This is a genomic window from Kitasatospora sp. NPDC018058 (assembly GCF_044327205.1).
In the GTDB taxonomy this organism is placed as follows: Bacteria; Actinomycetota; Actinomycetes; order Streptomycetales; family Streptomycetaceae; genus Kitasatospora.
On the sequence record NZ_JBIRFA010000002.1, the window covers coordinates 342,825 to 368,510 of the forward strand.

The 25,686-nt window shown below is 70.4% G+C and carries 25 protein-coding genes; 10 read left to right on the forward strand and 15 right to left on the reverse strand.

Features of this window, described 5'->3' with window-relative positions; translation table 11 throughout:
• Positions 1 to 96: 96 nt before the first annotated feature.
• On the forward strand, positions 97 to 894 hold the full coding sequence (locus tag ACH4E7_RS04155) for a hypothetical protein (protein ID WP_396247433.1): 798 nt from the start codon (positions 97 to 99) through the stop codon (positions 892 to 894).
• A gap of 168 nt (positions 895 to 1,062) precedes the next feature.
• Here ACH4E7_RS04155 and xerC read toward each other — a convergent pair whose 3' ends face one another.
• From xerC to ACH4E7_RS04170, 3 genes are all read right to left on the reverse strand, one after another.
• Complete coding sequence (gene xerC / locus ACH4E7_RS04160; protein ID WP_396247434.1) at positions 1,063 to 2,220, reverse strand: tyrosine recombinase XerC; 1,158 nt, start codon at positions 2,218 to 2,220, stop codon at positions 1,063 to 1,065.
• A complete protein-coding gene (locus ACH4E7_RS04165) occupies positions 2,220 to 2,441 on the reverse strand; it encodes an excisionase family DNA-binding protein (RefSeq protein ID WP_396247435.1) in 222 nt (73 codons plus the stop codon). Before ACH4E7_RS04165 ends, xerC begins: the two co-directional genes overlap by 1 nt.
• A 563-nt stretch (positions 2,442 to 3,004) precedes the next feature.
• Positions 3,005 to 3,502, reverse strand: coding sequence for a helix-turn-helix domain-containing protein (locus ACH4E7_RS04170; protein WP_396247436.1), 498 nt, complete (start codon positions 3,500 to 3,502; stop codon positions 3,005 to 3,007).
• A 501-nt stretch (positions 3,503 to 4,003) separates the two neighbouring features.
• Between ACH4E7_RS04170 and ACH4E7_RS04175 the strand changes: the two genes are divergently transcribed.
• The 5 genes from ACH4E7_RS04175 to ACH4E7_RS04195 all read left to right on the forward strand — a co-directional run bounded on the left by ACH4E7_RS04175 (position 4,004) and on the right by ACH4E7_RS04195 (position 11,553).
• Positions 4,004 to 4,960, forward strand: coding sequence for a hypothetical protein (locus ACH4E7_RS04175; RefSeq protein WP_396247437.1), 957 nt, complete (start codon positions 4,004 to 4,006; stop codon positions 4,958 to 4,960).
• 204 nt (positions 4,961 to 5,164) lie between these two features.
• Positions 5,165 to 6,118, forward strand: coding sequence for a DUF2637 domain-containing protein (locus tag ACH4E7_RS04180; protein WP_396247438.1), 954 nt, complete (start codon positions 5,165 to 5,167; stop codon positions 6,116 to 6,118).
• 178 nt (positions 6,119 to 6,296) lie between these two features.
• Entirely contained in the window at positions 6,297 to 6,977 is a 681-nt protein-coding gene (locus tag ACH4E7_RS04185) for a plasmid mobilization protein (RefSeq protein WP_396247439.1), read from the forward strand.
• Positions 6,974 to 8,746: a relaxase/mobilization nuclease domain-containing protein gene (locus ACH4E7_RS04190; RefSeq protein ID WP_396247440.1), complete on the forward strand. Its 1,773-nt coding sequence runs from the start codon at positions 6,974 to 6,976 to the stop codon at positions 8,744 to 8,746. Before ACH4E7_RS04185 ends, ACH4E7_RS04190 begins: the two co-directional genes overlap by 4 nt.
• 263 nt (positions 8,747 to 9,009) lie before the next feature.
• The gene (locus ACH4E7_RS04195; protein ID WP_396247441.1) at positions 9,010 to 11,553 is read left to right on the forward strand and encodes an ATP-binding protein; all 2,544 of its coding nucleotides are present in this window, start codon (positions 9,010 to 9,012) and stop codon (positions 11,551 to 11,553) included.
• Positions 11,554 to 11,948: 395 nt separating this feature from the next.
• On the opposite strand, the gene ACH4E7_RS04200 is transcribed toward ACH4E7_RS04195, so the two are convergent.
• From ACH4E7_RS04200 to ACH4E7_RS04250, 11 genes are all read right to left on the reverse strand, one after another.
• A complete protein-coding gene (locus ACH4E7_RS04200; protein WP_396247442.1) occupies positions 11,949 to 12,908 on the reverse strand; it encodes an aKG-HExxH-type peptide beta-hydroxylase in 960 nt (319 codons plus the stop codon).
• A 75-nt stretch (positions 12,909 to 12,983) separates the two neighbouring features.
• Entirely contained in the window at positions 12,984 to 13,151 is a 168-nt protein-coding gene (locus ACH4E7_RS04205; RefSeq protein WP_396247443.1) for a hypothetical protein, read from the reverse strand.
• Between the two features lie 77 nt (positions 13,152 to 13,228).
• On the reverse strand, positions 13,229 to 13,972 hold the full coding sequence (locus ACH4E7_RS04210; protein WP_359792244.1) for a hypothetical protein: 744 nt from the start codon (positions 13,970 to 13,972) through the stop codon (positions 13,229 to 13,231).
• A complete protein-coding gene (locus tag ACH4E7_RS04215; RefSeq protein ID WP_396247444.1) occupies positions 13,969 to 15,855 on the reverse strand; it encodes a radical SAM protein in 1,887 nt (628 codons plus the stop codon). Before ACH4E7_RS04215 ends, ACH4E7_RS04210 begins: the two co-directional genes overlap by 4 nt.
• Positions 15,856 to 15,881: 26 nt before the next feature.
• Positions 15,882 to 16,760 carry a hypothetical protein gene (locus ACH4E7_RS04220; protein WP_396247445.1) on the reverse strand — a complete coding sequence of 293 codons (879 nt, stop codon included), beginning with the start codon at positions 16,758 to 16,760 and terminating at the stop codon, positions 15,882 to 15,884.
• The gene (locus ACH4E7_RS04225) at positions 16,757 to 17,686 is read right to left on the reverse strand and encodes an NAD(P)-dependent oxidoreductase (protein ID WP_396247446.1); all 930 of its coding nucleotides are present in this window, start codon (positions 17,684 to 17,686) and stop codon (positions 16,757 to 16,759) included. Before ACH4E7_RS04225 ends, ACH4E7_RS04220 begins: the two co-directional genes overlap by 4 nt.
• A complete protein-coding gene (locus tag ACH4E7_RS04230; protein WP_396247447.1) occupies positions 17,686 to 18,360 on the reverse strand; it encodes a TylF/MycF/NovP-related O-methyltransferase in 675 nt (224 codons plus the stop codon). Before ACH4E7_RS04230 ends, ACH4E7_RS04225 begins: the two co-directional genes overlap by 1 nt.
• Entirely contained in the window at positions 18,357 to 18,815 is a 459-nt protein-coding gene (locus ACH4E7_RS04235) for an NUDIX domain-containing protein (RefSeq protein WP_396247448.1), read from the reverse strand. Before ACH4E7_RS04235 ends, ACH4E7_RS04230 begins: the two co-directional genes overlap by 4 nt.
• 24 nt (positions 18,816 to 18,839) lie before the next feature.
• Positions 18,840 to 19,709 carry an isocitrate lyase/phosphoenolpyruvate mutase family protein gene (locus tag ACH4E7_RS04240; RefSeq protein WP_396247449.1) on the reverse strand — a complete coding sequence of 290 codons (870 nt, stop codon included), beginning with the start codon at positions 19,707 to 19,709 and terminating at the stop codon, positions 18,840 to 18,842.
• A complete protein-coding gene (locus ACH4E7_RS04245) occupies positions 19,709 to 20,383 on the reverse strand; it encodes a dTMP kinase (RefSeq protein ID WP_396247450.1) in 675 nt (224 codons plus the stop codon). The genes ACH4E7_RS04240 and ACH4E7_RS04245 overlap by 1 nt, the downstream gene beginning before the upstream one ends.
• On the reverse strand, positions 20,383 to 21,132 hold the full coding sequence (locus tag ACH4E7_RS04250; protein WP_396247451.1) for a hypothetical protein: 750 nt from the start codon (positions 21,130 to 21,132) through the stop codon (positions 20,383 to 20,385). Before ACH4E7_RS04250 ends, ACH4E7_RS04245 begins: the two co-directional genes overlap by 1 nt.
• Before the next feature lie 362 nt (positions 21,133 to 21,494).
• On the opposite strand from ACH4E7_RS04250, the gene ACH4E7_RS04255 reads away from it, so the two are divergent.
• The 3 genes from ACH4E7_RS04255 to ACH4E7_RS04265 all read left to right on the forward strand — a co-directional run bounded on the left by ACH4E7_RS04255 (position 21,495) and on the right by ACH4E7_RS04265 (position 24,391).
• Positions 21,495 to 22,820 (forward strand): hypothetical protein, encoded by a 1,326-nt coding sequence (locus ACH4E7_RS04255; RefSeq protein ID WP_396247452.1) that lies wholly within the window; start codon positions 21,495 to 21,497, stop codon positions 22,818 to 22,820.
• 72 nt (positions 22,821 to 22,892) lie between these two features.
• The gene (locus ACH4E7_RS04260; RefSeq protein WP_396247453.1) at positions 22,893 to 23,882 is read left to right on the forward strand and encodes an asparaginase; all 990 of its coding nucleotides are present in this window, start codon (positions 22,893 to 22,895) and stop codon (positions 23,880 to 23,882) included.
• 41 nt (positions 23,883 to 23,923) lie between these two features.
• Positions 23,924 to 24,391, forward strand: coding sequence for a PPC domain-containing DNA-binding protein (locus ACH4E7_RS04265; RefSeq protein ID WP_396247454.1), 468 nt, complete (start codon positions 23,924 to 23,926; stop codon positions 24,389 to 24,391).
• Here ACH4E7_RS04265 and ACH4E7_RS04270 read toward each other — a convergent pair.
• Positions 24,369 to 25,007: a nucleotidyltransferase domain-containing protein gene (locus tag ACH4E7_RS04270; protein WP_396247455.1), complete on the reverse strand. Its 639-nt coding sequence runs from the start codon at positions 25,005 to 25,007 to the stop codon at positions 24,369 to 24,371. The two genes, ACH4E7_RS04265 and ACH4E7_RS04270, sit on opposite strands and share 23 nt — an antisense overlap.
• 149 nt (positions 25,008 to 25,156) lie before the next feature.
• Between ACH4E7_RS04270 and ACH4E7_RS04275 the strand changes: the two genes are divergently transcribed.
• On the forward strand, positions 25,157 to 25,645 hold the full coding sequence (locus tag ACH4E7_RS04275) for an ATP-binding protein (RefSeq protein ID WP_396247456.1): 489 nt from the start codon (positions 25,157 to 25,159) through the stop codon (positions 25,643 to 25,645).
• The last annotated feature ends 41 nt before the right edge of the window (positions 25,646 to 25,686 follow it).

The following is a 25,686-nucleotide window of genomic DNA, read 5'->3' on the forward strand; positions in this document are numbered from 1 at the left end:
TCCAGTGAGCTGACGCTTTGTCGGTCAGTCTATCTATGCTGCCGTTCCGTATACGCCGACCGCCCCGGCGAACCAAGAGGAACGACTGGAGCCCCGATGGGTCAGATAGCAGCCGGACACACCTGCGCGATCAAAACCGCCTCAGGGGGTCTGATATCGGCCGACTGGTGCATTGAGCACTTCGCCCCGGTCCTTGTCGGGCTGCCGGACCTTGCCGAGGCCGACCCCGCCCGACCCGAACTGCTCATCCACGAGGAGACCGTCAGGTCGAAGCACGTCCAGATCTACTACACGCCGTTTGATCGGAGCATCGATCCGGGGGCGAAGGTGATCCTGGTCGGCGTCACACCAGGGCGCCAGCAGTTCCGGCTCGCGGTACAGGCGGCCCGGGCCGCGCTGGTTGAGGGCTGCTCCCCAGAGGAAGCGGTCCGGCGGGCGGATGAGACGGCGAGTTTTGCCGGGCCGATGCGCAAGAACGCCGTGACGATGTTGGATGCCATCGGCCTGGCCGACGCCCTCGGGATCACCACCACGTCCACCCTGTTCGACGAGCACGCGGGGCTCTGCGCCACCACCTCGGCGGTCTGCCACGCGATGTTCGTCGACGGAGAGACGAAGAGCGGCGACGAGATCGCCAAGACACCGATTTTTCGCGCATTCGCCACCCAGGTGCTCGGCGCTGAGCTACGGGGAGTCCCGGACGCGCTGGTGATCCCGTTCGGCAAGACGGCCGCCGAAGCAGTGCGACTGAACATCGAGTCCGGCGATGTCTCCGCCGAGAGGTGCCTGGTGGGCTTTCCCAGTCCGGCCGGCGGGAACGGACACCGAAAGCGTCTGTTCGAGCTGGAGCAAGATCGCCTGGTGGCCGCCGTGAAGGCATGGGCAGCACGATAGGAGCGGTTGCCACATGCCTCGTCCGCAAGCAGCGGACAGTTCCGCCATGCATCGACCTACGAGGCTGCGACCGGCCACCAATTCGGTCGGCGGCGGTGGATGGCGGGATATGCGCGAGGGAGGCAGACCAGCAGAGTCGCTGGCCTGCCTCCCCCGGCAGTGGGGCTCCTACGCCTCGCAGGCTTCCCCCGAGATCCCGAGGGAAGTGCCTCGACGACGCGTGCGGATGTCGACGACGGCGGCGCTGATGCCGTTGGAGATCTTGGTCTGTTGCTCGGCGGTGGCGTGCTGGTAGATCAGCGCGGCGCGGACGGAGGCGTGGCCCATGTGGGCCATGAGGTCCTTGAGGCTGGCGCCGGTGCTGGCGGCGAGGACGTTGCCGGTGTGGCGCAGGTCGTAGAAGTGGAGGTCGTCCATGCCGATCTTCGTGCGGGCCTTGCGCCACTTGCGCCCGAAGGTCGATCGGCGGAACGGGGCTCCGCGCTCGCCGACGAACAGCAGGCCGTCGTCCCCGTCCTGCGCGTAGCAGGCCAGGTGGTGCTCGAACTCCGGGACGATCTCCGGCGGGATGCCGACCGCGCGCTTGCCGGCCTTGGACTTCGGGTCGCCCACGGCCCGTTCGCCGGTGGTCAGTTCGGGGGCGGCGCGGCGGACCCACACGACCTTCTTCTCCAGGTCGACGTCGCTTCGCCGGAGTTCGGCCTGTTCCTCGGGGCGTAGGGCCATGAACGCGGCGATGAACACCATGAGTTGCCAGCGGGGGCCCATGAGGTCGGCGAGCTGGAGGACCTGCTCGATGGTCGCGTGCGGACGTTCGGCGGCGTCCTCCTTGCCGCCGCCCTTGACGCGGCAGGGGTTGCGACGGATGAGGTCGTCGTCGACGGCGGTCTCCAAGATGGACTTGAGCAGGCGGTAGCACTTGGCGGCGGTGGTCTTCTTTCCGGTCTTGCGCAGTGCCGCGCGCCAGGCTCGGACCCTGGGCGCGGTGATTTCCTTGAGGTCCAGTTCGCCGAACTCCGGTGCCAGGTGCAGGCGCAGGTTGCGGCGGTACAGCTGATCGGTGAGGGGCGCGAGGTCGCGCTCGTCGATCCAGGCGGTGGCGTAGAGGAGGAAGTTGACGGCTCCCGCGTTGGGGTCGCGCCACTCCTCGCGGCGTATGTCGGCCTCGGTCTCGACGAGCCATGCCTCCGCGTCCCCCTTGGTCGCGAAGGTCTCCTCGGCGTTGCGCAGGAGGCCGTCGGGGCCGGGGTAGCGGGCCTGGAAGCGGCCGGAGGGGAGCTTGCGGACGGAGCCCCAACGGCGCCGGCGACCGGAGTTGTTCGCCATCAGGCAGTCCTCCCGAAGCGCGAGCGGCCGGAGCGGACCGAGCGGATGGCGGGGACGGTGCTGGCCTCGATGTAGGCGGTGAGCGCGCTCTCGGAGATGCGGACGTGGGTGCCGATCTTGGCGAAAGCGATGCGGCGCTCGGCGATGAGCCGGCGGGGGAAGCGCTCGCTGGTGCCCAGGCGCTCGGCGACCTGGGCGACGGTGAGGTACTGCTCGGGCATGCGGCTCCTCGCGCGGTGGCTGACGGGCTGGGGTCGGCCACCGCGTTACGGTGTCAGTGATGTGCGGTTTGGGAGGGGGCTCCAGAGCGGGAGCGGTGAAGGGGCGACCGGCCAGCAGGGCGGGCCGCCAGGAACCTGACCAGCCGAGAAGTCGGTGGTCGGGTGCGGAAGCTGTGTCAGCCGGCTTGCGGCAGTGGAGCGTTGGGGCTCGGCGGAGACAGCTGGAGAAGAACCGCCAAATCGGTCCGGGAGACGTGTTGGTGGCGGTTGGGACACGCGTGGTGTCGGCGCATGGGAAGTCCTCTCGGCGGCGCTTTCGGCTATGCGCCGTCGTGGTCGACGGGTCCAGGGATGGGGCTTGCTATGCGGTTGTTGTCGGGCCGTGGGGCTCGGCGTTCGTAGCGCTGAGGCCGGTGGCGTGGGGCTGGTAGGGGGACTGGCGGCGGCGCCGGTTGGCTGGACCGGTCTGCCGGGGTGTGGAGATTAGCTTGCGGTTCCGGCCGAACCAAGCCGTTGGCGGAGGTGTTCGCTGTGCGCGTGAGGCCTCCGGTCTGGCTGGCGGGCTACCACTGGCGGCGCTCGCTCTTTGGCAGCGGAAGGCGGCCTTCCTGGCGGGCGATGCTGAGGCTGACGGTGTACTCGTCGATGGCCTCGTAGGCCTCTTGGTGCTGGTCGGCGTAGGCGTAGAGGGCGCTCTCGGCGGTGTCCATCTCGTCGAGGGCATCCTGGGCGCGGTTGGCGGCCTCCTGGAAGATCTCGAACAGGTGGAGCATCTTCGCGCTCACGGCGCCGCCGGACGGTCCGACGAGCTCGGCGAGGGTGATGTCGAAGATCTTGGCGAAGCCGATGGCCTCGTCGAGGTTGATGCGCCGGGGCGGCTCGCCGCTCTCGATGCGCCAGACGGAGGACTGGTTGATGGGGAAGCCGGCCTCGGACATGCGGCGGGCGACCTCGGCGGTGCTCCAGCCACGGCTCTCACGTTCCATCTTCAGGCGCCGGGCGGCGTTCTCCTCGCCCGCCAGTCGGGGGTTCTTGGACTCGGGTCCTCCGGCGGCGGCCATCTATCCTCCTCGCATTAGCTCGATGCAGCTTGCAATCCCGTCGCCGGGAGCATATCGTGATGCATAACGAGATGCAAGCAACTCGCTGCGCATCGCGCCTGGGTGGGTTGCCGCCTGTCCCGGGAGCGGGGCGCGCGCATCGCGAGGGGGGATCGAAGCCGGTGGCCAGCCACCCCGGCCGAGAGAGCCCCGACAAAGGCAAGGGCCCCAGGTGCTACGAACACCGGGGGCCCGACGCAGATCCTCGTAACAGCCCATCCCTGGACGTGTCGACCACGGTGGAGCCGGGTAGCCGCCCGACGCCGCCGAGTGAGGAGTCGCTGTGCTCAACAGTACGGGCTTTCACCCGCCCGTTGCACCCCCGCCGGGCATCCCGGCGTTCCGCCGCGCTGCAGATGCGCCCGGCCGTGGCCTGACTGTGTCCGGGCTGACGTCCGGTCAGTCGCTGCTTGGCCTGGACGGAACGTCGGCGCGCGTCGGCGAGGGGGGCGCTCACTCCTGATGCGTATCAATCGCAGCCGCCACGAGCGCGGCTTCATTGCCCTGCCCAACACCCTCCTCCAGGACCGTAGCCTGTCCTACACCGCCCGCGGTCTGCTGGTCGACCTGCTGTCGCGCCCAGACGGCTGGCGCGAGGACGGCCGGCGGATGGCCGACACCAGTCCCCAGGGCCGCACCGCCATCGCCAAGGCCCTGCGGGAGCTGGCGAAGGCCGGCTACTACCGGGTGGAGAAGGTCCGCCAGCCGGACGGCACTTTCATCAGCGTCGCCCACGTCTACGACACCCCGCAGCTTCCGGCTTCTCCGGGTCGCCTCGTTCCGGGCTCCGGTGTCGCAGTAGCCGCTGCGACTGGCACCAACCCCGTAAAGGACCGGGAGAAAGAACCCTCCCTCCCCGAGGCTCCGGCGGGAGCGCAGCCGCGCAGCGGCGACCAGCCCGAGGGGGAGGGCGGGAGGGACGCCTGCGGCGACTCCACCGACGCCGTCGGCCAGGACGCGGTGGACCCGTCGGTCCGGGAGAGCGTCGCCACGCTGTTCCGCGTCCTGCGGCCCGAGCCGCGGCTGCGCGTCGGGGCGGTGGAGGCGCTGGAACTCGCGCCACTGGTGGCCAGGTGGCTGGAGCAGGGGCACAGCGAGCAGGACCTCGCACGCGCCGTCCTGCCGGGCCTTCCCGCCCGCGTGCACTCCCCGATAGCCCTGCTGCGCGACCGGCTGGTCCGGAAGCTCCCGCCACCCCCGCACCCTGTCGCCGCCGCACCCGCGCCGGTGCCGCGCTGGAGCGAGTGCCCGACCTGCGCCGACCCCGTGCCGCACGAGGGGATCTGCCGCTCCTGCGCGGGCCTGGCGCCGCGCCCGGTCGCCGTCGGTGGCGGCGAAGCTGCCACCGCGCGCGGCATGGCCCTGGTCCGCGCCGCCCTGCGCGCCGGCACCACGAGCCTGGCCGCCAGCCGGGCCTGACCACCTCTCACCCCACCGCCGCGTCCTGTCGACGCGCCAGGTGGCCTGCCGGCATACCCGCCACCGCGCTGTGCCGCTGCCGCGCCCTGCCCGCCGGCGGCCCGCACCCTCCCTGGAGCACACCTCTTGACCTCCACCTCGATATCCCCTGCCCGCCATGTGGACCGCACGCGGGTCACCGCATGGGACCGGCTCGCGGTCGGCGTGCTCGGCCTGCTCGGCTTCACGCTGTCCTACGACGCGCTGCAGCAGATGGCCGCCGCGATCCACGTACGCGGCCCGCTCACCTACCTCTTCCCCGTGGTCGTCGACGGGTTCATCGCCTACGGTGTGCGGGCGCTGCTCGTCCTGCGCGAGGCGGTCTGGACCGCGCGGGCCTACGCCTGGCTGCTGTTCATCGCGGCCACCGGCGCAAGCCTCTGGGCCAACCGCCTGCACGCGGTGCGGCTCAACGAGTTGCCCCAGCCTGGCGGCCACCTCCGCCTCGGCGACCAGGTGGTGGGCGTGCTGTCGATGGTGGCGCCGCTGGCCTTGGCCGGCGCCGTCCACCTGTACATCCTGATCGCTCGCCACAGCCCCAACGCCGAACCGCTCATGGGTGGCGAGCCGGACCGGCAACCGCCCGCCACTGTGGCGGAACCAGGTGTGGCTTTCGTGGACCCTTCCGTGCACCGGTCCGCTGGAGGGGTGCGCAGCATTCCGGTCGACCAGACGGCGGTCGGTGGTGCCCGAGCTGAGGACGGAACGGAGCTCGGTGTCCTGGCGGACCGGTCAGCGGTCCGGACCGTCGAGCTGTGGCCGGTCCCTGCCACGGCTGAGGTGGTGAGCGGTGCTCCCCAGGCCGATCCGGGTACTCGGGACCACGCTCGTGCTGTACACAGCGTGGACATCGGGGCGGGTGAAGCAGCAGGTCACGGGCCATCCGGTCAATCCGGTCAAACGCCGAGCGTCCGTCCGGTGGGCCGCCCGCCAGGTGCTCCCACGGAGGAACTGGTCGCCATCGGCCGAGAGGCCTGGACCGCTGCGGGCCGCCTGACCCGCGATGTGGTCAGGTCGGCGATCCGTGCACGGAACCTGACCGTCTCCGAGGACCGGGTCACCGAAGTGGTCACCGCCCTGCGCGTCGAGCGCGACGCCGCACGCGACCAGAGCGCCTGATCCGTGCAAGGCGCATCGCCGGTCCCGACACCGACGAGGCGCCCGTCCCAGGCTCCGATCTGCCAGCGCGCCTTATCCGGCTGCGTAAGCGGCCGAGCCCCCCCTTCCGGGCGGGACCCGCCGCTGCCGCTCCGTCCACCGCCCTCTCCCAGCACCAACCGCCACCCAGGAGCCCGCCTTGAGGAACATCCGCCACCTGTTCGACCGCCGGTCCGACGAGGCGCTAATCTCCATGGACCGCAACGGCGTTGACCACCAGTCCGCGTTCGCGGGAGCAAGCGAGTGCATCCGGGCCCCTTACGGGGCTCCGGACGCGAAGACCCGTGCCCAGGAGGGCACGGGCGGGTCGGTGTCGCCGAGCGCGGCGACACCGTCGGAGCACCGCGAGGGCGCGGCACTCCAGGAGAAGCCCAGCAACCCCCATGCCGCACACGCCACCGAGAAGCCGCTGAAGCGCCGCCGTCGCGACAACGACAACCCGAAGCGCAAGAAGATCGCTTTCCGTGTGACCGACGAGCAGTATGCCGAGATCGCTCGCCGTGCCACCCTCCAGCGACTCGCGCTCGCCAACTACTGCTCGCTCAAGATCATGGCCGACGACCCCGTCACCGGTCTCGGCGGCCGGGACGCCAGCCTGGACGCGGCGGTGGTCGAGCTGGCCGCGCTCCGCCGCCAGTTCGCCGGTGCGGCCAACAACCTCAACCAGCTCGCGCGTGGCTTCCACCTCGACCGGCCCGTCCTGCCCTCCGAGCTGCGAGAGCCAGCCCAGGCCACGGCCGTGGCGTGCGGCGAGGCGCGGTCGATCATTGCGGAGATCGACCGCGTGGCGATGGGGCTGGCGAAGGCGAAGCGCCATTGATCAGCAAAGCCATCCGCGGCTCCTACACCCTCGGCGCGATCACGTACCTGTTCGGCCCCGGCAAGGCCAACGAGCACACCGACCCACACATCGTCGCCTCTTGGGACGGCTTCGCCCCCGACCCCGGCCGCGTGCCCGAGCACCAGGTGGAAGCGGTGCGCGAGCAACTGCGTGATGCCCTCGACCTGTACGTCGTCCAGTACGGCCAGCCGGTCAAGAAGCACGTCTACCACCGCATCGTGCGCGCCGACCCCACCGACCGGAACCTCACCGACCAGGAGTGGGAGGCCATCGCCAGCCGGGTCGTGGCCGCAGCCGGCATCGACCCCGGCGGCGGCGAGAACGGCTGCCGCTGGATAGCCGTGCACCACGGAGACAACCACATCCACATCCTCGCCACCGTGGTGCGCGCCAACCTCACCCAGGCCCGCCTGCGAGGCGACCAGTATCGCGTCGAGGACGAACTCACCGCGATCGAACGCGAATACGAGCTCAAGAACCTGTCCGAGACCCGCACCCGGGAGTACCGGGATGCGATACCCAAGCGCGCCACCGGGGCCGAACTGCGCAAGGCCCAGCGTCACGGACGCGAGCAGACCGAACGCGACACCCTGCGCGCTGCCGTACGCCGGGCCCTTGCCGGCGCCGCCAGCGAGGATGAGTTCACCGCACGGCTAGCAGCCCAGGGCGTCCTGTTCGGCGTTCGCCGGGCGGAGTCCGGAGATGTGACCGGCTACAAGTTCGCCCTTCCCACTGGCGACGAGAGCGGGCCGGTCTGGTTCTCCGGCAGCAAGCTCGCCGGCGACCTCACCCAGCCGAAGATCCAGGCGCGCTTCGATCTCGGCGTCGACCAGCCCGCCCCCAACCGACCGGACCGGGCCCGGTCAGCGACGGGTCGATACCGGTCCAGCACCACCGTCGACCACGCCGCACAGGCCTTCACTGACGGCCTGGACACCGCCACCGTCGGCGAGGTGATCAACGGCGGCATCGAGGTCCTCGACAGCCTCGCCCAGACCAGCCCGGTCCTGTCCAGGAAGGAGATCAACCAGGCCGCCCGCGCACTCGAATACGCCAACACCGCCCATACCCGCGCTGCCAGCGCAGACCTGCGCGCCATGCGCTCCGCCGCTCGCGAGCTGTTCTACGCCGGGCCCACCACCGGCCGGGGCGAGGACGGTACGGCCACCGCCACGATCCTGTGCAGCCTCGTGCTGCTCGCGATCGTCATCGCCAGGTGGCACGCAGCCCAAGGCCACCGGCACCAAGCTGCCGCCGCGCGGGACGCCGCCCACCATCTGCGCGACGCCTACGCCCGGCACGCGGCCAAGCCGCTCGCCCACATGGACCTCGATGGCCAGCACCTGCCCGAAGCCATCCGGGACCAGCAGGAAGCGGCTCTCCGCCGCGCGCTGCCCGCCGACCAGGCCACCCGGGTGCTCGCCGAGGACGGCTGGGCGGCGCTCGCGGCCACCTTGGCCGAAGCCGAGGCTGCCGGTCACGACCCGGAGGCCCTCCTCGTCCGGGCAACCGGGCAACGGGAGTTGGCCAGCGCCGACTCGCCCGCAGCCGTGCTGACCTGGCGCGTCCGCCGCAACGCCCACCTCCCGGCACCCGCACGCAAGACCACGGCACAGGACCTGCGGGCGGGCGCGGCGCTGTCCCGGAGCACCACCAGTCGCAGCACCACCCCGGCGGCCACCACACCCGTTCAGCCGCCTACACCGCCGGCGCAGCCCGCACCGGACCAGGTGCGCCGCACGCGGTGATCGACCCGGTGGGCGGGTGCCGACACCATCCGGCACCTGCCCACCGAGCCCACCAGCCGGGCAGCTACGAGGCCCGCAGGCCCTTCCTCCCCATCCCCACCCTCCGCCCTGGCGGCGGGGCATCCCGCACATCCTCACCAGTATTTGGAGACAGCTTCTTGAGTTCGACCCCGGTCGTGGAGCGCATCGTGTTCTCGACGTCCCGCACTGCGGAGTTCCTGGATTGGCGGGCCTTGCAGTCCCAGACCGGTCAGCCTCGCGCGATGTTCGGCGACGTTGCCATCAAGGAGCTACTCGACAACGCCCTCGACGCGGCGGAGTCCGCGCGCGTGCGCCCGGAGATCGGCCTCGCCGTCACCTGGGCCGATGGTGTGGCGCGGGTGAGCGTGACGGACAACGGTCCCGGCATGGCGGGCGGGGTGGTCGAGCGGATCCTGGACTTCACCCGCAACGTCTCCGACAAGGAGAGCCTGCGCTCGCCGACCCGCGGAATGCAGGGCAACGCCTTCAAGACCCTGCTCGGCATCCCCTACGCGCTGGGCGTCAGCGAGCCGGTGGTGGTCGAGGCGCTGGGGGTGCGGCACGAGATCGCCGTGTCCGCCGATCCCTCGGGCGACGTCGCCACCCGCTACACCCAGGTCGACTCTCCTCGCACCGTCGGTACCTCGGTCACCGTCCCGCTGCCCGCCGAGCAGGTCACGGCCGAGGCGGTGGCTGGCTGGCTGCAAAAGTTCGCCCTCGTCAACCCGCACGCCCGCTTCGTTGACCACGGTCAGACCGGCTGCGGCGATGGGGCCGGAATTTACGAGCCCACCGCGCCGCAGGGGTGGCGCAAGCCGTTGCCCACCGACCCGACCAGCGCACACCACTACGACGAGGCCGCGATGACCAAGCTGGTCTTCGCCCACATCCGCGAGCACCGCGCGGGTGGTCCGGACCCGACGGTTCGGGCGTTCACCAACACCTTCGCTGGCCTGACCGGCTCGGCCAAGGCGAAGAAGGTCGCCGACCAGGTTCCCGGGATCACGCACCTGTCCGGGTTCGAGGAGCACCCGGACCAGGTCCCGGTGCTGCTGGCCGCCATGAAGCACCACAGCAAGCCGCCCACGCCCTCCTACCTCGGCCAGGTCCGCCGCGACCACTACACCCACGTCTTGGAGCACGCGTTCGGCGTCGAGGAGGACTGGTTCGCGCGCAAGCAGCTGACCGACGCGGCGGGGATCCCGTGGAGCATCGAGGTGGCCATCGCCCGCACGAAGCGTCCTGGCGCCGTGTGCTTCGCCGTGAACTACTCGGCGACCTTCGGCGACCCGCTGGCCAACACCCACCTGGCCGGTGACAGCTTCGCCAGCGCCGGGGTGCGCTCCTTCCTGGCCCAGACCGACGCCGCCCCCACCTTCGGCAACCAGTCGTGCCGGGCCGCCATTGTCCATCTGGTCTGCCCGGTCCCGCAGTTCACTGACAAGGGCAAGACCGCGCTCGTCGTCCCGAGCGAGGTCGCCGACGCTTGCGCCAAGGCCCTCACTGCGGCGACCCGAGTGCTGCTCAGGGACAAGCGCTCCAAGCAGGCCGCCGAACGGCGCGAGCTGCGGGCGGCCGAGCGCGAATACAAGGCCCACGCCGTCGGGCGGGCCGCGTCCAAGGTGTCCAAGAAGGACGCCGTGTTCACGGTCATGCGCGAGGCCATCGGACAGGCCCGCGGCGCCGAGGGCCTGTCGTTCTCCTCCCACACCCTGTTCTACAAGATCCGCCCGCTCGCGCTGAGGCTCCTGCCGGCCGGGACCAAACTCAAGGCCCCGTACGTCGAGCAGAAGCTGATCCCCGACTGGGAGCGCGAGAACGGGCCGATCCAGGGCCTGTACCGCGAGCCCCGCGGAACCCTGCACCACCCCCACGACCCCGCTGGAACGCGGGACGTGCGCCTGGGCACCCGCGAGGTCCAGCAGTACATCCCGCCGAAGTGGAGCTACAACAAGATCCTCGTCATCGAGAAGACGGGCCTGTGGCCACCGGTGCGCGAGTCCGGCATCGCCGAGCAGTACGACATGGCCGTCATCACCAACGAGGGCTACGGCACCGAGGCATGCCGCGAACTGCTCGCCAAGATGCCCCCAGGCGACGTACAGATCTTCGTCCTCCACGACGCCGACCCCTACGGCTACAACATCGCCCGCACCCTCGGCGAGGAGACCGCCCGCATGCCCGACCACCGCGTGAAGGTCATCGACCTTGGCCTGACCGTCGACGACGCCCAGGCCAAGGGCCTGGACTCCGAGCCCGACACCCGCGACGCCGCCCTGCCCGCCCGCATCCTGCCCCACCTGTCCGACCCCGCCCGCCAGTGGTTCACCGGCGAGGTCTGCGCCTGGCAGCCGAACGGCAAACCCGCCAAATGGCGCTACCAGCGCGTCGAGCTCAACGCCTTCTCCTCCCCCGAGCTCATCGCCTACATCAAGGAAGGACTCGCCCGCCACCAAGCAGTCGGCAAGGTCGTACCACCCGACAGCATGTTGCGCGCCACCGCCCAACTGTCCCTGCAGGCCCGCATCGTGATGGCCGTTGACGAGGCGATCGCCGAAGCGTTCCCCAAAGCCCGGCTCACCCAAGCCGTACACGCCCGCCTCGACACCGACCGGATCACCCACATCGGCTCAGCCGACCTCGCCCAGCTCCAGGCCGACCACCCCGCCCTCTCCTGGGAAGACGCTGTAACAACCCTGGTCGCCGACCGACTGCGCCACCACCCCCACCTGCCCGACCTCGCCCGCCACGCCGTAGCCGAACAACAGGCCACGGACAGCCGATAGCCGGTGCGCCCCCCGAGGCGGGGTCGGGACCTACTGGCGCCGGAATGGCCAGCTGGCGCGACGGTGACGGCCCGACCGTGCGCTGCTGGCTTGGTGTTCCTCCTCAACAGCGCACGGCGGGATGGGAGCCGATGGCTCGCTGCTGAGGAGGAGCGACCGCCAGACCCGTTCCTGGAGCCCTCGGATGCAGGCTCCGCAGGCGTACATCGGCGCCTGGGCGCCAGCCACGGTTGCGGGACCGATCCACAGGACTCGGGTCCACCGCTCGCCGCAGTAGAGCCAGCAGAATCCGTCGACCCAGTGGTTACCGTCGTCCGTGGAGGCTGGGGCGGGCAGGCCGCCATGGGCGAACTCGGCGATGGCCGGTAACACAGCGTGCGGCAACGCCAGTTCGGTCAACAGGAGCTCACCTCCTCGGTCGGCCTCGGGACACTCCGCGTGCACTGCAGTGCGGTGTCGACCGCCGAGGCGACTTGTGCTCGCAGCGGCTCCGACGTGATCAAGGTGGCGGCTTCGGCGAAGTCCCGTGCCGCCGCTCGCAGGAGGCGGGACTGTACGGCCAGGTAGTCGCTCAGGAAGGCGTGGACGGCAGGTGGGACGTCGTCGAGGACGGCGGCGCTGTAGATCACGGTGAGGGAGAACGCCCAACAAGCGTGGAGGAACCCGAAGGCGGGCCGGTCGGTTTCGCGCCAGGGCGAGTAGAAGGTGACATCGTCCGGCAGCGAGACCGATGCCATGGCCAGGGCTTCGTTGAACCAGTGGTGGCCGGCCTCGTGGAGGAGGTCGCGGGCGAGGACTTCGGTGGCGTCGGTGTAGTCGGTGAACACGGTGCCGGGGAGGCGGGTGATGCTCCAGCTGAAGAGGGTGTCGCGCAGTTCCCGTCGTTCGAGCAGGCAGACGATCGGCGCGTGCTGGTCGAGCAGGTCACCGAACCCGTGCTTGCGGGCGGAGCCCAGGGCCGCAGTGAGTAGCTCATGCAGCCGGGCCGGTGCAGCCGTGGTCTCCGGTGCGATGAGGTAGTAGGCCGTCTCCGAGAGCGGCGACTGCAGGAGCTTCCCGTCCTCGGGGTTGAGCAGCAGGTGAGCGCCGCTGCGGGAGTCTGCGGACGCCAGGTACGCGAGGTCGCGCAGCTCGGTGCGCCGGTACCAGGAGAGCAGGTCGCCGTCACGGTTGGTGGCGGCCTGCTCGGCTCCTTCGAGCAGGTGGTGCGCGACCGCGTGGGCGACGGCTCCGCCGGTCGGGCCGTGGCCGTCGAGGTTGCTGCCGAGGAGGTCCGCGATGCGTCGCGTGCGCTCCGCCTTCCGTTCCTGGAGGCCGGGCAGGTGGAAGAGCTGGTCGGTCAAGGGCTCGGGCATGGTCACGTCTCCTCGGGCGGGTGGTGCGTCCGGTGCAGCGCGCGATGCACCGGACGCACCGGGTCCTGTGTGGGGCTACAGCTGGGTGTCGTCGGTGGGCGCCTCAGCGGTCACGTTCGACCGGGAGGCGTTCCAGCCGTGCGGCGACGCGTTGGATGTGTGGGCCGTGATCCGCACCGGCCCGTCGTCGTGCAGGGCAGCCACGGCGCTGACGAACTCGCTGAACTGGTCGGGGTTCTCCATGGGTCCTCCTCGCAGGTGGATTGGTCGAGAGGGAGTCGGGCGGTCGCGGGGGACCGCGGCTCCGGTGCATCGGAGGATCACCGAGTCCCTTGCCGCGCTGGTGTCTCGGCGGTCAGGAGGGTGAGGAACTTGCGTACCCGGCCGGCGCGCACGGGTTCGGTGCCGTGGATGAGCTGGCTTCCGAAGACGAGCAGGGTGCCGGCGGCGGGTCGCGCGGTCCAGCGGGTGCGGCCCATCTCGCTGAACCAGCCGGAGGAACCGTCGGCGCCTTCGGAGATGAACCGCATGCGGGGCGCGTAGCCGGGAGCGGGCTCCGGGGCCGGCGGGGTCCAGGGCGCCTCGCTGCCGCTGGTCTCGACGTAGAAGCCGCCGCTGCCGTCGGTCGCGAGCTCGATGGTGACGCTTGCTGCGGCGATCTGCCGGGGCCAGGTGCCGGGGTCAGGGGCGATGCCGTCTGCGTGGGCGCTGATGTACTGGCCGGCCTGGTACTCCAGGAAGATCCAGGGGCGGTGGCCCTGGATGGAGGGCAGGTTCCGCGCGATCGCGGTGTGGCTGCGTTCCAGCGCGGAGTCCAGGATCGCCTGGGCGGCGGCCGGGACGTCGGTCATCTCCACGCGACCGACGGGCTCGTAGAGCGCACGGGCCTGCTCGGAGCTGAGTCCGGGGACCTCGTGGATGGTGGAGGTGCGAGCGCTGTCGAAGGACTCGCGACCGCGCTGAGCGAGCTCCACGTCCATGAGCTCGTTGAGCTGTCGCACCTCGGGGGCGCTGAGGAAGCCCTCGACGGTGTGGATGCTGAGCGTCTCGGCGATGTGGATCACCGGCGAACCTCCGTGGGATCGAGGGCATGCGGGGATGGGACCGGAGGAGGGCAGGCGCAGCGGAACAGGTCGTCACTGGTGGGGCGGTCGATGAGTTCGGCGAGGAGCCTGCCGCCGGTGGGGAGCGCGGCGAGGTAGTCGTCCGGGTGGCTGCCGGGTGCGGGCACGAGCCGCAGGTCCAGGACGGGGTAGCGGTTCCCAGTGGTGCCGCAGGTCAGCAGGCTGCGGCCGAGGTCGAGCGCGCAGGAAGGGGGCAACGCGCCTTCGGCTCGCGCGGCGAGTTGGCACAGTCGGGTGGCGATTTCGGCGGCCTCGGTCCGGTTGCGTGGCAGGACGCCGACGGCCAGCTCGCGCTGCGGTGCACCGAGGGTGGCGGCGTGGCCCTGGCAGCTGTCGTAGGTGACGTAGTTCCAGCGCTCGGTGAGGGCTCGTACGAGCGGGAAGACCCCGGGCTCGATGCCGTCGCGCCACTGCGGGTGCCGGGGGTCGAGGTCGTCGGCTTCGTGGACACCCGGCAAGCCCACGGTGTTGATGTTGCCGAGTGCACTGGTGCGCAGACGGGCCCGCTGCCGGGGTGCGAGCGGATCGTCCCAACGGCGGAGGAAGGCGGCTACGTCGTGCATCTGGTTCGGGTGGCGCGGGCGCCAGCGGAGCCGGGTGCACCAGACCCCTTCGGGGTGTTCCGGCTGTGCGAGCAGGGCAGCGATGCCGTCGATCAGCCGCATGCGGTGGTCGCAGTAGGCATCGCCTAGGTCGGCATGCGCGTACCGGAGGCGCACGGCCATGCACCCACCTCCGCAGGTGTCCCGGTAATCGCAGGAGACGCACGGCGTGATGAGGGAGCGGGCATCGGCGAGCAACCGGGAGTGGTCCTGGGCGTGCCGCACCTCCTGTTGGGAGTCGAGGAGCGGGAGTCTGGTCAACTGGGCTCGGGGCCAGGGGAGCTCGTCGCAGCTGCCGAGGCGACCGTCGGGGTACAGCGTGAAGACGTGGTCGCACTTGAGGTCGTCGTAGTGGCAGGAGCCGGTGCGCAGGCCGCGTAGCCGGCGGATCACGGAGACGGCCGGGTCCAGTTTGACCTTGCGGAACCAGCCGGCGCGGACCCACTGGACGGCTGCGGCGAGAGTGAAGTCCGCGTACTGGGCGGGGGTGATGGCCCACGCCGGCCCAGCGGTTCCGATCGCCGCCGTCTGCATGGCCCTGCTGGTACCAACGCGCCTGGACGTTGCTCGTGTCGGCGTGACCACGGTGCTGTCGAAGCAGGGGACGAAGCTGATCGCGTTCACGGCCGGGAAGGAGGCCAGGTGGTCGACGATCTCTTCGGCCCGGCCGAGGATCTGGGGTGTGACGGCGCAGATGATCGAGGTGGTCCGGTCACGGCGTTCCAGCAACCGCAGCGTCTCAACGATCCTGGGGTAGACGGGCACTCCGTCGTAGCCGACGCGCCAGCTGTTCCCCCGGGCGTCGCCGTCGAGGGAGATGCTGATCTCCAGCGAGGGCAGGTGCTCGTCGAAGAGGTTGAGCCAGGCGTCGTCGAGGAGCAGACCGTTGGTCTGGAGGCTGACACGGATCACGTTCGGGCTGGCCGCGAGTGCACGCAGGACGTCGGCGACCGCGTCCTTTCCGGAGGTGAGCGGCTCGCCGCCGTGCAGTTCGATGGAGAGCGGGCGGTCAGCGAAGAGTGCCGCGAGTTGGTTCACTTGGGCGGCGTCGATGCGGCGGCCACCTGGGGCTTCCTTGCGCTTCTCGAAGCAGTACAGGCAGTCGATGTCGCAGGTCTCGCCGCGCAGCTTGAGGATCACGGACACGGCCGCAGTGCTGTCGTCGGGGTCGAGGCGGGCGTACAGGACGTCGAGCTCGTTCGAAGGCGGGGCGGTGGACAAGGCTCACCTCCAGGGGGCCTCGGTGGTCAGGCAGTTGCGGACTCCAGATGCTTGGCCCAGACGAGCAGGACCGCGTCGGTGAGCGGTACGCGGTCGTCGGCTCGACGCAGGAACCAGCCGTCGCTGTAGCGCTGGGGTAGCCATCCCGGGCCGCTGACCGACACCGGATTAGGCTCGCCAAGGGCGTCGTTGACGAGATGACAGGACAACAGAGCGCTGGTCAGCCGACGCTGGATCGGTCGGAACCATCCCCAGGACGTGTCCTGCCAGAGCGCGCTCAGCGGTCTGGGGCTCCACGGCTGGTCGGCCATGAGTGGCAGCCACTTCTCTCCGAGTAGGGGCTGCCCGGCGGCAGCGCGCTCGGCGGAGGCAAGCGTCAGCGCCAGGCGCTCCAGGACCAGGTCGGCCGAGGCGTACAGGCCGTCGACGACCAGTCCGATGAGGTCCTCGGTCAGGCTCGCCACCGTCTCGGCGCGGTCGGCCACGCCCCAGGCGCGGTAGACCTCAGCCTCGCCGGAGTTGATGACCGGAATCCACTGGCCGGCCTGGTAGCACTTCGCGGTTCGCAGGCACGTCAGCGCCGGCAGGTCCCTGCGGACCCGGCGGAATAGAGCGAGATCGTCGGCGCGAACGTCGAAGCCCCGCAGGAGTCCGCGCAACTGCTCCATCTGGTCCGGGGTGGAGACCTGGAGATCGATCCGGACGCCGTCGCTCAGCCACGAACGGGACTCGGGGAGATCCGGAGCGTCGCCGACCAGGCGCAGGTCGATGTCGCTGGTCGCGTGGGCGAGACCACATGCCAGGGCTCCCTCCAGCCAGACCGTTGTGCCCGGGTGGGAGGACAGGAGGCGCTCGGCGGCCTGGCCTGCGATGCGGAGGCGGCTTCGTGTCGAGTCGCTGATCACGGGCCCTCCTGGTGGGTGGCTCCTACTGGAGTGGAGATCGACGCGAGGAGCTGGGTGAGCCAGGCGTCCAGTTCCTGGCGGATGTCCGTGCGTTGAGCGCCGATATGCGGCGTGACCAGGAGGTTCCGCGCACCAGCGGTGGTGTGCACCAGGCCCACGTGCTCGGCTTCGATGGCGTCCAGGGCCAGACCGCCGATCCGCTGTGCGTCGAGCGCGCGCAGGAAAGCCTCCACGTCGAGCGTCTCGATCCGACCGGCGCAGATCACCAGCGGCTGGCGGGCGGCAACCCCAGCGAGGAAGCCCTCGTTGAACAGCCCCCGCGTCTCGTCCCGTAGCGGCAGGGCCACGACGTGGACGTCCGCGTGCTCGACGAGCTCGTGAGCGGGCAGCTGCTGCAGCTCGGGAGGGTTGGATGGCCAGTGGGCGAAAGTCACTTGGCGGGCGAAGGGCGCGAGCAGCCTTGCGGCCGATCTCCCGACCGGGCCGGCACCCCACACGGCGACGTCGAGCGCGGACAGGGGCCTGCCCAGGCAGGCGTCCTTCATGTGGCGGCCTTGGGCAAGGGCGTTGTGGCCCATGGGGATTCGGCGCGCCAGGCTGAGCGCGGCAACCAGGCACCACTCGGCCACGGCAGCGGCACTGACGTGCGGATTGCGGTGCAGGGTGATACTGCGCCGGCCCAGCTCGGCAACGTCGATGTTGTCGGTGCCCGAGCCGACCCGGACGACGTGCTGGAGCAGCGGCAGCTGGTCGAGCTGCTCGGCGCCCAGCCGTGCTCCGGAGCGCAGAGCGAGGAACGTGGCCCGGTGCGCGGCGTCGGGCAGCGAGTCGAAGTCGACCGTCTCGATGAACTCGACCCCAGGAAGCGAGCGTTCGAGTTGATGCAGATCGGCGGTGCCCTTGGCGATGAGGACGGTGTCGGTCATCAGGAGGCGGTTCCTCGCGGCACGGGGGACAGGTAGCGTCCGAAGGCGAGGTCGCCGTCGCCGACGAGGACCTCGACCGGGGAGGGCGTGCCGAAGAAGTCGTCCGCGGCACGCTTGACACCGGGCAGGCCGTCCCACGCCTTCGGGTTGACGGCGGTGTCGGCGTAGTCGTCCAGGAGGAGCGCCCCAGCGGGGGCGAGCCTGGGGACGCAGGCTCGCAGCCCGGTGAGGGTGGAGTCGTAGAAGTCACCGTCCAGGTAGGCCAGGGCGATCGTGCTGGGCAGCTCGCCGGGGATGGTCTGTTCGAACCAGCCGGGGTGGATCGTCGGCGGTGTGCGGTTCCAGCGGGCGTGGATGTCCAGGACGTCCTGTGGGGTGGAGCGCAGGTCGCCCTCGGCGAGGTGATCGGAGTCCTTGGTGCCAGGGGCGGCCATACCGGCGAAGGAGTCGAAGACGTGGATCTCACGCCGGCTGTCGCCGAGCGCATCCAGGACGCAGCGCATCCACAGGGCCATCGCGCCGCGGTAGCAGCCGAGTTCGACGATCGCCCCGTCGATGCCCTGCTCGACCAGGCGGCGCAACTCGTCGGTGATGACGTCCAGCCGGTCGGCGCAGACCGTTCCCGCGTGCTCGGTGAGGAGCCACTCGCGTAGGTCCTCGTTCAAGGCGGTCACCACCTGTCGATGAACGGGTCGCTGAGCCGTCCGTGCAGGGCCGCGATCAGCGGCTCGTTGATCCGGGGCAGGAGGTACACCTCGGTGAGCTTGCCGATGGGCGTCCATTCGAAGCCGATCTGGATCGGGTCGGGCGGGTCCTGGAACCGTGGGGTGGTGCCGCCCAGCGGGTGGGAGAGGAAGGTGAACTGGGTCTTCTGGACGGTCCCGAACTCGTCGTTCCAGGTGGCCGGCACGTACTCGGTCACCAGCAGGAGGCGGTCGACGGTCACGTCGAGGCCCGTCTCCTGCTGGACCTTGCGGCGGACCGCGTCGCGCAGGCTCTCGCCCTCCTGCGCCTTGCCTCCGGGCAGGTTGTAGTGGAACCCGGAGTGGTCGTCGTAGGAGAGGAGGAGGACCTGGTCGTCGTGCAGGATTGCGGACTTCACCGACACGCTGATGCGGGGCAGGGTCATCGCGGGATCCCTCGGGGTGTGAGGTCAGATGCAGGACAGTGCGTCAGGTTCGCCCACCCGCAGCAGGTCGCCGACGGCCGCGAGCGGGGCCTCGGTGCTGGGGCGGAAGGTGCCCTCGCGGGTGAACTGGCGTGCGGCGGCGCGCATGCCGGCCAGGGCGGCGCGGCTGAACTGGTTGGCGTAGATGCACAGCCGGTAGCCGGCCTGGCCGAGGTCGGTGGAGGTGAGCTGGGGAAAGGCGGTGGGCACGGTGACCAGCGGGGCCGCGTTGGTCCATCGGGCGGCCACCTCCACGGGCTGGCCGCCGGTCTGGTCCTTGGAATGGATCAGCACGGCGTCCGCACCTGCCTCGACGAAGCGTGTCGAACGGCCCATGGCCAGCTCCAGGCTCATGCCGGCGATCAGGGACTCGGTGCGGGAGATGATCACCAGCTCGTCGCCGACGATCTTGCGGATGCGCTCGATCTGCCGGACGACGAGGTCTGCGGCGGCGAGCTGCTGCGTGGTGTGCGCGGCGAAGCTGTTGCACTTGGGGTAGGCGCTGTCCTCCAGGCAGACCGCTGCTGCCCCGGCCCGGACCAGGTCGGCCGCGATGCGGGCAGCACCTTCGACGGTGCCGCCCGCGTTGTCGACGTCGACTATCACCGGGCGTTCGGTGACTCGGCCGAGCGCGGTGACCACGTCGGCCAGGTCGCGGGCGCTGAGCACGTTGGCGTCGGGCAGGCCGAGGGCTGCGGACACCTCCAGGCCGCTCACCCAGAGCGCGTCGAACCCTTCCTCGATGGCTAGGCGGGCCGCCATGGCATTGACGGCCCCCGCCGCCAGCACCGGGCGTGCCAGTGTCGGCGAGGTGAGCGACCGGCGTAGTCGGGCCGCGGCATCGGATGTCGGCATCAGCTCTCCTTCCCTTCGTCGGCCGGCAGGCCGGGGATCAGTCCGAGGTGTTCGAGTGCGGTCCATGCGGAGCCGAGGACCTGCGCCGGGGTGGCGCTGGCGTCCAGGCGGACCACGGTGCCGAGCAGCGGGAACGACTGCGGGGAACCGGTGACCTCCGCGTAGACCTCCTGCACCGCGGACTGCACGTGGTGCACGTCCCAGTCCGCCCGCACGGCGTCGCCAGCGCGGTCCTTGGCCCTCAGCATGGAGTCGGTGGCGGGGAGTTCGAGCACCAGCGTCGCGTCCGGCCCTTCCATCAGCCCTTCGGCAAGGGCCTTGTAGGTGTCCTCCGCCCGGGCGCCGTGCTTGACGGCGAAGAACGCGAGCTCGCTCAGCAGCCAGCGGTCCGCGATGACCGGGCGTGCTCGGCGCTGGGATTCGACCAGCTGCAGCGTGGCGGTCTTGTCCGCGACGATGGCCGACAGGTAGGCCTGCCTGTTCGCGGCGGAGGGCCGGTACTTCCCCTCGACGATCTGCCCGGCGTATTCGGGCGACAGGAAGTTCGTGGTCAGGACGCAGAGCGGCGCGGTGTCGAACAGACACTGCCACAGCTGGAACAGCCCCTTGCGGAGCGTGGTCTTGCCGGTGCCGTCCAGGCCCTCGATGGCGATGAAGGGGTAGCGGTTCGTCATTACTCGACCTGCCCTGCTCCGGTCCCGCCCGCGTACTTGGTGAACTGCCCGCGCCACACGGCGGTCGTGGACACCAGGTCCACCAGCCGCAGCTCGCCGAGTTCGTCCAGCAGAGCGGGCAGCGTCCGCTCCGCGTCGATGCCTGCCGTGATGGCCTCGCAGTAGGCCAGCCGGATCTGTTCGTCGTCCTGCGCCCGCAGGGCGGCGGCCAGCACACGGCCCGCCATCCCGTAGGCGACCGTGCCGACGGCGCCGTCCAGGACCTGGGCGGGGATTGGCTCGGGGTTCGGCTCCAAGGTCAGGTGCCGCACACCGCGATGCCTGATCACCGCGAAGAACCCGACCCACCACGCGCTCGCCTCGCACGCCGCGATCACGGCCTCGACCCACGGCGCCGCCGCGCCGTCGGCCAGTAGGCGCTTGCGGGCCTGCTCCGCCGCGCGCATCGTGCCGACGGCGCTCGCGTCTCCGTCCGCGCCGTGCTGATGCGGGTACGACCACCAGTACGAGAGGCGTGCGTGCTGGAGCAGCGTCTGCGCCTCCGGACCGGGGACGCTGGTGGGCCGCAGGGCCAGGCCGGCCACGGGGACACCGCTGATGTCGGGCAAGCTCCCACCGGCCTGCACGATCTCGCGCCACTCCTCGATGTGCAGTTGCAGCCGCTGGATCAGCAGCCCGTCCGCCAGAGTCTGCCAAGCCGCCCTCAGCGACGGCGCGGTGGACTCCTCCGCAGGACTCGTCGTTCTCATCACCTGTAAGTCCTTCCTGGCGCACGGCCCGTGGTGGCGACGACCGCCGCAACCGGCTCGCGTGCGCTCCACCCATGGTCACGAAGAAGTCGGCTCTCGCTTATGGGCGTTTATGCGAGTCGCGGCAGATGCCCATCTGGCGGTGCATCGCGAGGAAGAATGTCAGGGTGGAAAGCAGTCAGCAGCGACGATGCACCTCCTGCGGCAGCGCCCTGAGCCGCTACAACGCCGGTGCCAGGTGCGGCCCCTGCCAGCGCGGGTTACGTATCGCGCCCGAGTTCTGGGACGACCCTCAAGTCCAGCAGGCAGTGTCGACCTGGGACCTGGGAACACTGTGCCGCCTCGTTCGGCGCCATACCGGCATGCCACAGGCGGCCTTCGCTCGGATCGTCAACAGCGACCAGTCCGAGATCAGCCGATTGGAGCGCGGTCAGCGGGCCGTCAAGGACCGGCGCAAGATGATCCAGTGGGCCCAAGTCCTCAACTTCCCCGAAGAGTTGGCCGGTCCGCTCCCGAGTGAGTCCGAGCACCCGGTGTCGACCACGCAGATCGCGACGCGCCTGCCGAGTGCCACTGCGGCGGCCGGGTCGCGGCACCTGTACTTCCCCGCCGGCCAGAGCCTCTCCGGTGGCGCCCTGCCCGCACTGGTGATCGACGCCGATACCTTTCGCGGCAACGAGCTTCACCTCAGCGGCAGCGTCGAGTTGGACGCCTGGATGAAGGCGCCCATTCGCTCCCTCGTGATCGCCAAGCGGACCATCGACGGTACGAGTCGCCAGTTCGCCGTCGACGCCCGCTTCGGTGCCCGCGCCAAGGGCAAGGCAACGCTCCGCATCCCGTCCGCGTACGAGCTCGATGACCTCACATACGGAATCCTGTGGGCAGTCACCGGCTTCGACGCCGCGCTGCTGGGCGACGACGCCGGTCTGCACGCCGTCCTGCCGCTCACCACCGGCACCGACCTCGACCCGCTGGCCGCCGCCGCGCAGGACGAGGACCTGACGCCCGGCTCCCTCATGTTCATCGGCTCTCAGGCCAGCGCCCACTACATCCTCGACAGCCGCAGCGCCCTCGGCGAAGACCCGGTCTTCTGGACCCGCGAGCAGAGCGGAGAGGAGGCCGCCACCTGGCTCTTCTTCATCCACAAGCTCGACTACCTCCGACGAACCGCCCCGGCGACACCCGAGGCGAGGGGCGGGACCGGCCGCGCCTTCTGCGTCCCGCCGGCAGCGGTCACCCGCTCCCCAGGTCACGAGCGGGTCCTGCTGTTCCTGGCGATCGCCCTGATGGAATCCCTCGGCATCACCACCTGGATCACCGACAACTCCGACCTCATGGAGACCGAGGGCTTCGCCCTGCTCGCTCAGCAACGCGCCGTCATCGCCAGCTGGGTGCGAGCCGAGGCCGTCTCCAAGCTCGGACGCACCACACGACGGGCCGACCTGCACGCCTTCGCCGACGCCGTCGGCCACGCAGCCGCGCACTCCGTCACCACAGCCGATGCCACCCGCGACCGCCTCATCGCCACCGCCGACTACCTCGGACTCGACTGGGCCTGGCTCACCCGGCGCTGCCGCCAGCTCGCCTCCGTCGGCACCCGCGCCCTCGCCAGACCTCGAAGCCGACTGCTCGGCCTGGAAGGCCTGGATGCCGCTTGTCAGTTCATCGCCGCCCACCACGTGCCCTGAACCGATAGATTGCCCGGAGGTCACCCGGCCCCACCGCTGATGGGACAACACCCGGACAAGGAGACAAGGGCGTTGAGCAGGACAGTCGCGATCTTCTCCCTGGGCGGAACCATCGCCATGACCACCGACCCGGCCACGGGTGGAGTCGTACCGGCCCTCTCCGCCCACGAACTCCTCGCCGCCGTCCCCGCTCTGCAGGACCTGGACGTCGAGCTGCGCGTCCACGACTTCCGGCGCCTCCCTGGCGCCTCCCTCAGCTTCGACGACCTGAGCGCCCTCTCGGACGCCATCGCCGATGCCTTCCGGGCCGGCTGCGACGGCGCGGTGGTCACCCAGGGCACGGACACCATCGAGGAGACCGCCTACCTCCTTGACCTCCTGCACGCTGGCGAGCAGCCGATCGTCGTCACCGGGGCCATGCGCAACCCCACCCAGCCCGGAGCGGACGGACCGGCGAACATCCACGCGGCCGTCATCGCCGCTGCGGCTGCAGAACTGCGCGGCGCCGGCACCGTGGTCGTCCTTGGCGACGAGATCCACGCGGCCCGCAGCGTCCGCAAGTCCCACAGCACCAGCCCGGCCGCGTTCACCTCCCCGGCCACTGGGCCCCTCGGACGCCTCTACGAGGGCCGCGTCCACCTCCGCGGCCCGCTCGCCGCCCGCACCGCTTTCCCCGGACCGCTTACCAGCTCCGCGCCCCGCGTCGGGCTGTACACCGCGACGCTCGGCGACGACGGCATCCTCCTCGCCACGATGGCCGAGGCATGCGACGGCCTCGTCGTGGCCGCGTTCGGCGTGGGCCACGTCCCTCAGAGTTTCGTTGCCACCTTGGAGCAGACCGCCGCCCGGATCCCGGTCGTCCTCACCAGCCGAATCGGCAACGGACCGGTCCTGGAAGCGACTTACAGCTTCCCCGGTTCGGAGAAGGACCTGATCGCCCGCGGACTGATCCGGGGCGGCCACCTCGACCCCTACAAGGCCCGGCTCCTCCTGCACCTCCTGCTCGCCCAGGACCGGAAGACCGACGAGATCGCCGCCGGTTTCCGCGCCATGGCTGACTGACGCCGAAACCCCCCAGCCCTTCAACCGCGAGGACCACCCCCATGCGTGCCAGCGAACTGACCCTCGGCCGGACCTTCGGCGTCACGTTCGAGCACGGCGAGGACTTCTTCGAGGCCCTCGCCGCGTTCTGCAAGGACCACGACGTCCGCCAGGGCTACATCCCCATGTTCATCGGCGCGTTCTCCGAGGCCGAGATCGTTGGCACCTGCGACGGCCTGACCCACCCCGAACAGCCGCTCTGGGACCGTACTCGCGTCGAATTCGTCGAGGCCCTCGGCGGCGGCACCCTCGCCCACGACCCTGCCACCGGACTGGTCCTCCCGCACATCCACCTCGCTGCCGGTCTCAAGGGCGACAACGCCGATGGACGCACCAGCCATCTGCTCAGCGCCCGGGTGCAGTTCCTCAGCGAGCTCGTGGTCGTGGAGGTTGCCGGTCCGACGATGACCCGGCCACGCAACCCCGACCTCTACGACGTCCCGCTCCTCACCTTCGGCCCGACCTCCTGAGCCGCTCCAGCCAGGCGTGGCCCGGCAGGACCAGCTCCAGCACACCTGCGAGCCACGCCTGCTGGGCGTCGTCGAGGTGGGGCAGCACCCGCTCGAAGTCGAGCTGGTCCTTCTCACGTACGTTCTTCGCCTTGTAGAACAGCTGCACCTCGGGGCTCAGATACGGGATGCCCGTGCAGGTCACCTGGCCGAGCTGCGCCAGCGGGCGCCGGACACGGGAGTCCCGACGCGAGACCCAGTCCTCACCATCGGCCTCGTCCAGCATGAGCTGAACCGACCACGGCTCGTCCGGTGAACGACGGCACCACACGTCGTGCACCCAGCTCGGCAGGTCCTCGCCCGTCGACCAGGCACGCAGCCTTCCGGCACCAGGCGGATCGGCCAGGAAGAGGTCCCACCCCTCGAAGTGCTGGCGGACCAGGGCCTGGTCGCGGTGAAGGACCAGCACGTCGAGGTCGCTGTGCTCGCGGTACGGCTCACCGACGGCCCATTCGATCGCGAAGCCGCCCGCGATCCACCAGGGGAAGTCCGCCCCGGCCAGCAGCTCGGCCGCCTCCTGGGGTGAGAGGGGAGTCCACGGCCCCTGCGCCGGTACGGTCGCGTTCGCGTCGATCACGGCAGCCATCCTGGCACTTCCCGCACCGGGCAGTCGTCCAACTCGCCTACGCATAAACACGCATGGGGGAATCCGGCCAGCACGCCCAATGTGGTTGGCGCGGCTGACACTACCGAAGCCTGCGAACGCTCTCGCAGAGGAGGAAGCAAGTGCAGGTGCCCACATCGATCCCCAATCGCACCATCGAGCCCGCTCCGGCCGCGTGTCGGTCGACATCCAGGCACGCCAGTTGGCGACATCCAGCCATCGACATCAGCGCCGGCGCCGCCCGACGCGAGACCCGTTCGACGCTCTCGGCCTGGGACCTCGCCGAAATCGCCGACGCGGCTGAACTGTGCGTGTCCGAGCTGGTCACGAACGCGATCACGCACGCCCCCCGGCACCCCGACGCCACATTCCAGCTGGACCTGGTCCGCCACGGGGACCACCTGCTCGTCGCAGTCAGCGACGCCGACGGCTCCGCCATCCCCCACCTCCGTATCCCAGAGGACGGCGACGAGCACGGCCGCGGTCTGCTGATCGTCCGTGCGCTGTCAACGGCCTGGGGCGTGGCGTACTCCAACGACGGCCTCAAGACCGTCTGGTGCAGGCTTGAAACGCATGTGATCTCCGAGTCCGTCCGCCAGGTGGCCAGCTGAGGGTCCGTCGCCTCGCACTGATGGTTCGTGTGGAGGCGGGT

What these genes read in the sequence shown, in the direction of transcription:
- ACH4E7_RS04175 (WP_396247437.1), top strand. Translation starts at nt 4,004, where the DNA reads ATGCGTATCAATCGCAGCCGCCACGAGCGCGGCTTCATTGCCCTGCCC.
- ACH4E7_RS04165 (WP_396247435.1), bottom strand. Translation starts at nt 2,441, where the DNA reads ATGCCCGAGCAGTACCTCACCGTCGCCCAGGTCGCCGAGCGCCTGGGC.
- ACH4E7_RS04245 (WP_396247450.1), bottom strand. Translation starts at nt 20,383, where the DNA reads ATGACGAACCGCTACCCCTTCATCGCCATCGAGGGCCTGGACGGCACC.
- ACH4E7_RS04240 (WP_396247449.1), bottom strand. Translation starts at nt 19,709, where the DNA reads ATGCCGACATCCGATGCCGCGGCCCGACTACGCCGGTCGCTCACCTCG.
- ACH4E7_RS04155 (WP_396247433.1), top strand. Translation starts at nt 97, where the DNA reads ATGGGTCAGATAGCAGCCGGACACACCTGCGCGATCAAAACCGCCTCA.
- ACH4E7_RS04235 (WP_396247448.1), bottom strand. Translation starts at nt 18,815, where the DNA reads ATGACCCTGCCCCGCATCAGCGTGTCGGTGAAGTCCGCAATCCTGCAC.
- ACH4E7_RS04250 (WP_396247451.1), bottom strand. Translation starts at nt 21,132, where the DNA reads ATGAGAACGACGAGTCCTGCGGAGGAGTCCACCGCGCCGTCGCTGAGG.
- ACH4E7_RS04205 (WP_396247443.1), bottom strand. Translation starts at nt 13,151, where the DNA reads ATGGAGAACCCCGACCAGTTCAGCGAGTTCGTCAGCGCCGTGGCTGCC.
- ACH4E7_RS04265 (WP_396247454.1), top strand. Translation starts at nt 23,924, where the DNA reads ATGCGTGCCAGCGAACTGACCCTCGGCCGGACCTTCGGCGTCACGTTC.
- ACH4E7_RS04195 (WP_396247441.1), top strand. Translation starts at nt 9,010, where the DNA reads ATGTTCGGCGACGTTGCCATCAAGGAGCTACTCGACAACGCCCTCGAC.
- xerC (WP_396247434.1), bottom strand. Translation starts at nt 2,220, where the DNA reads ATGGCGAACAACTCCGGTCGCCGGCGCCGTTGGGGCTCCGTCCGCAAG.
- ACH4E7_RS04225 (WP_396247446.1), bottom strand. Translation starts at nt 17,686, where the DNA reads ATGACCGACACCGTCCTCATCGCCAAGGGCACCGCCGATCTGCATCAA.
- ACH4E7_RS04170 (WP_396247436.1), bottom strand. Translation starts at nt 3,502, where the DNA reads ATGGCCGCCGCCGGAGGACCCGAGTCCAAGAACCCCCGACTGGCGGGC.
- ACH4E7_RS04255 (WP_396247452.1), top strand. Translation starts at nt 21,495, where the DNA reads ATGCCACAGGCGGCCTTCGCTCGGATCGTCAACAGCGACCAGTCCGAG.
- ACH4E7_RS04200 (WP_396247442.1), bottom strand. Translation starts at nt 12,908, where the DNA reads ATGCCCGAGCCCTTGACCGACCAGCTCTTCCACCTGCCCGGCCTCCAG.